This window comes from Methylobacter sp. BlB1 (assembly GCF_015476545.1).
Classification (GTDB): Bacteria; Pseudomonadota; Gammaproteobacteria; order Methylococcales; family Methylomonadaceae; genus Methylobacter.
In genome coordinates, this window is record NZ_JADMKV010000123.1 from 1 (window position 1) to 4,423 (window position 4,423).

A 4,423-nucleotide genomic window follows, 5' to 3' on the forward strand; every position below is an offset into this window, starting at 1 on the left:
ACTTCGCGCAGCCATCGCGATGTTTTTGAGTCAAATTGGACTTGATGCACGAGAACCGTCCTGGACGTTTAAGCAAGCAAAAGTCCGCTGAGTTGGCATAGGATATGCACTGATCCGGCGTGAATGGAGGCAGTTTTTCGAAATCCACAAGCCACTCTTCCACATGCAGGAATACTAACTCTGCCGTTCAAACCTCAGCCCACATGCGCAATAGATTATGATAGCAACCGGTTAAATTGACTGTCGGCGCGCTGTCGCCTTGTGTTTCGCGCAGTTCGAGTATGGCCATGTCCATTTCAAACAGCAGCCGCCGGCGTTCCGTTTCGCGCACCATGCTTTCCATCCAGAAGAACGAAGCCACTCGCGCACCGCGCGTGACCGGCTCGACGCGGTGCAGGCTGGAGCCAGGGTAGAGCACCATATCACCGGCGGCCAGCTTTACGGCATGTGCGCCGTAAGTGTCTTCGATGACCAGTTCGCCGCCGTCGTAGTCATCCGGATCGCTCAGAAACAACGTTGCCGACAGATCGGTGCGCACGCGCTCGCCGGTCGCGGCGCAGATGCGCACGGCGTTGTCGATATGATTGCCGAAGGCGTTGGCGGCGCCCTCGTAGCGGTTGAACAACGGCGGGAAGATGCGCCTGGGCAGCGCCGCGGACAGGAACAGCGCGTTCCTGTTCAGGTGCTCCAGCACGATGGCGCGGAGCGCATCGCTCTCAGGCGTATCTTCCGGCAGTTGCCGGTTGTTTTTCACCTGGGCCGACTGCGTGCCGGCCGTAATGCGGCCATCGGCCCAGGGCGCGGCCTCCAGAATCGTGCGGCATTTCGTCAATGCCTCGGCAGTCAGTACGTCGGGTATATGGATCAGCATGAAGAATCTCCAGAGAATTCCTATTAACGATACGGTAAAGAATAACTTTCCTTTTTAAGGAATGTATTTGTGGGGGCGACTGCCAACAGTAGGCGCTCCAGGCGAAGTCGCCCCCACACAAGCTAAAGCGCCTGCCAGGCAAATCCTATGGCCAGGCTCAGGGAGCCCAATGCCAGCCCGACGGCGGCAAGCCGGCGGCCGTGCAGGCGGGTCCATAGCAGCGTGCCGGTCAGGCTCAGGACTATGAGTCCGCCGGCCAGGGTGTCGGCCAGCAAGACCCAGCCGACGCCCATGCCGGTGCCTTTATGCAGGTTGTTCAGCATCACCGGCAAATTGGCCTCGCTTTGCTTGACGCTGACGAAGGCGTTGCTCTCCCAGTACTCAGCCTGTATGGAGCGCTGCGGACTGCGCACGGCAATCTGCCAGCTCGACGGCTGCCGCACTTCATTGCCGTTCCAGATGACGGTCTTGCCGGGCTCGCGGCGTATCCGGGCGTGTCCGGTATCGATATCCAAAGTCTGCCCCAGCCAGATCGCCATGGCCTTGGGATCGGCGGGCCTTGGTACGGGCAGCGGAAGCTGGATTTCTTTTTGCTCCATCTTGCCGAGGGGGATTTTCATGATCTCGCGGTGATTCATCAGAATGCCGGTCAATCCGAATAATAAGCCCAACGCCGCGCCCCACAGGCCGGTCCAGGCATGCGTGCGGCGGCAGGGTATCGGATGAGGCATGCATGTTTTTCTTCACCTTAAGTTGAGTGGTTTAATGGATATTTCTCCGGCCAGCGGTTGTGGGAGCGATGCCTACATCGCGACTTGCGGCCTTTAGTCGCGATGTAGGCATCGCTCCCACGGGGGCTCAAAAATTACACCGGGGTGTCATTTTCTCCTTAGTATTTGAGCCGCACCGACAACTGCCCCGAAACCGGCACGCCGGGCAGGGCCGAGCGCGTCTGGCCGGATTCGTAGTAGACCTTGTCGGTCAGGTTGAACACGTTCAGCTGCACGTCGTAGTGCTTCTGATGGTAGGCCAGCACGGCGTCGAGCCGCGCGTAGCCGGGCAGTTCGACTTCGTTGACAGTATCGGTGTAGCGCTTCGTGGCGTAAAACACGCCGCCGCCGATCTCCCAGTTGTCGGTCAGATGGTAGCTGGTCCAGGCGACGCCGCTGTGTTGGGGCACGTTGACCGGCGTCATGCCCTGCAGCGACTTGGTCAGGCCGCTGACCGTGCCGACGGCGGTGCTGTTGGATTTCGTCACCTCGGCGTCGAGATAGGCGTAAGTCAAGGACACGTCCCAGCGCGGCAGGATTTCCCCGGCCAGGCCCAGCTCGAAGCCGTCGGTGCGCTGCTCGCCGGCCAGCACGGTCAGGTTGGGATCGTCAGGCGAGGCCGTGCGCGCGTTGGACTTTTCCAGCCGGAACAGCGCGGCGGTCGCGGACAGGCGGCCATCGAACAGGTCGAACTTGCCGCCGATCTCGAAATTGCGGTTCTTCTCGGGCGGCAGGTTGGCCGTCGCGGCGCTGAGGCTGTAGGCTTCGGCCGACGGGTTGAAGGACGTGCCGTAGCTGAAGTAATAGGACTGGTTGTCGGTCGGCTGCCAGACGATGCCGCCGCGCGGGCTCCACTGGCGGTCGGTGCGGCTGAGGTCGTTGGCGTCGTTGAGCAGGTCGTCCTGTTCCGCCTCGAACACGTCGTAGCGCGTGCCGGCCAGCAATTTCCATTGCGGCGACAATTCGAACTGGTCCAGCACATAGCCCGCGTAAGTCTGGGTTTGCGTGATGCGGTCGGTGGCGAGTGTGCCGCTGAAATCATTGGCCCGGCCCGCGCCCACCGTCGGCGTCAGCACCGGGTTGAAGAGGGAGACGGTGGCAACCCCACTCGAGTTTTTCGATTTGAAGTCATAATCCTCCCAGCCGAATTCGGCGCCGAACATCAGCGTGTTGTTGAAGCCGAACAGCGGTTTTTTGTAGACGAAGTCGGTCTGGTTGTAGATGTTTTCCTGCGTGTTCCGGCGCAGCGCCTGGGTGCGTGCGACTGTGGAGTCCAGGCCATTGTCGGTGACCGCGCCGAACAGATGCGTGCGGTATTGGCGCTCGTAGCCGCCGTAGCGCACGGTGTTTTTCACCGAGAAATCCGAGTTGAAGCGGTGCGTCAGCGCGACCGTGCCGACGTTGACGTCGGTTTTCTGCAGGCGGTCGTCCTTGAAGCCGTAGAAGGTCTCGATGGGCGTACCGGCCGGTTTGCCCTGGTAAATCGGCACGCCGTAGTCGAACACGCTGTCCTCTTCCTGGTGCAGCAGGTTCAGGGACAGATCGGTGTCCGGCGTGAGCTTAGCCATGAACGACGGCGCGATGCCCCAGCGGTCGGTGTAGTTGTAGTCGCGGAAGGAGCCCGCGTCCTGGTAGAGCACGTTGAGCCGGGCCGAGAGGTCCTTATAGGCGGTTTCGGCATCGAGCGTGGAGCGCTTGAAGTCGTACAGGCCGTAAGTGAACTCGCCTGTGGCGTGGGTGCCGCCGGTCGGCTTCTTGGTCACCTGGTTGATCACGCCGCCGGTGGCGCCGCGCCCGAACAGGATGGAGGACGCGCCCTTCAGCACTTCGGCCCGGTCGATGAAGAACGTGTCGCGCGCATACTGGCCGTTTTCCTTGACGCCGTCGAGGTAGGTGTCGGAACTGGCCGAGAAGCCGCGCAGGGTGATCGAGTCGCCGGTGCGCCCGCCCTCGCCGGCGGCGATGGTCAGGCCGCTGACGTTCTTGAGCGCGTCGCGCAGGTTGAAGGCGTTCTGCGACTCGATCAGTTCCTTCTTGACCACGCTGACCGATTGCGGGATGTCGCGAATCGCCATCTCGGTCTTGCTGCCCGTGGTCGAGGTGTCGGCCTTGTAGCCGTCGTCTTGTTGACCGCGGGCCGCCTTGACCTTGACGGCCGGCAGCGTGATTTCCTTGTCCGCGCCGGCGCGCGTTTCAACGGCCGGCTCGGCGGCCACCGCCATGCCGTTCAGCGCCGCCCCCAGCGGCAATAGCGCGCCCAGGCGCCATTTGGCGCCGGGCGTTGTCGTTTTTTTTAAGGACATGATTTCCCCTTTATTTTTATTTGATAGTGTCTGGCTGCCTGGCGGGGAAAGCTGGGTGGCTGTGGTTCATTAATGTGGATGGGATGGCTCGGGCTCGGAGACGAAACCGATGCGTGTGACGCCGGCCTTGGCCGCGTCGGCCAGGGCCTCGGCGACAAAGCGGTACGGTACGGCCTGGTCGGCGCGCACGTGCAGTTCCGGCTGCGGCGACTGTTGCGCGATCTGCGCCAGCCGTTCGTTGAGCTGCTCGCGCGAGACGGCCGCTTCATCCCAGAATAACTGCCCGTCGCCGTTGATGGATAGCGCGACATGCTCCGTTTCCGTCGCCTGCGGCTCGCTGCTGGCTTTCGGCAGGTCGATCTTGACGGCATGGGTCATCAAGGGTGCCGTGATCATGAAGATGATCAGCAGCACCAGCATCACATCGATCAGCGGCACCATGTTGATTTCCGAAACCGGATGCTGGCTTTTGTTTTGGT

The 4,423-nt window shown here is 61.6% G+C and carries 4 protein-coding genes; all 4 read right to left on the minus strand.

The genetic code is table 11. The features are described 5' to 3' along the window. Positions 1-187: 187 nt before the first annotated feature. Entirely contained in the window at positions 188-871 is a 684-nt protein-coding gene (locus tag IT781_RS21375) for a Fe2+-dependent dioxygenase (protein ID WP_194972196.1), read from the minus strand. Between the two features lie 122 nt (positions 872-993). Continuing rightward, positions 994-1,602 (minus strand): PepSY-associated TM helix domain-containing protein, encoded by a 609-nt coding sequence (locus IT781_RS21380; RefSeq protein ID WP_194972197.1) that lies wholly within the window; start codon positions 1,600-1,602, stop codon positions 994-996. 158 nt (positions 1,603-1,760) lie between these two features. Beyond that, on the minus strand, positions 1,761-3,944 hold the full coding sequence (locus IT781_RS21385; protein WP_194972198.1) for a TonB-dependent siderophore receptor: 2,184 nt from the start codon (positions 3,942-3,944) through the stop codon (positions 1,761-1,763). A 69-nt stretch (positions 3,945-4,013) separates the two neighbouring features. Further along, a partial coding sequence (locus IT781_RS21390) for a biopolymer transporter ExbD (RefSeq protein WP_194972199.1) occupies positions 4,014-4,423 on the minus strand: 410 nt, incomplete at its 5' end.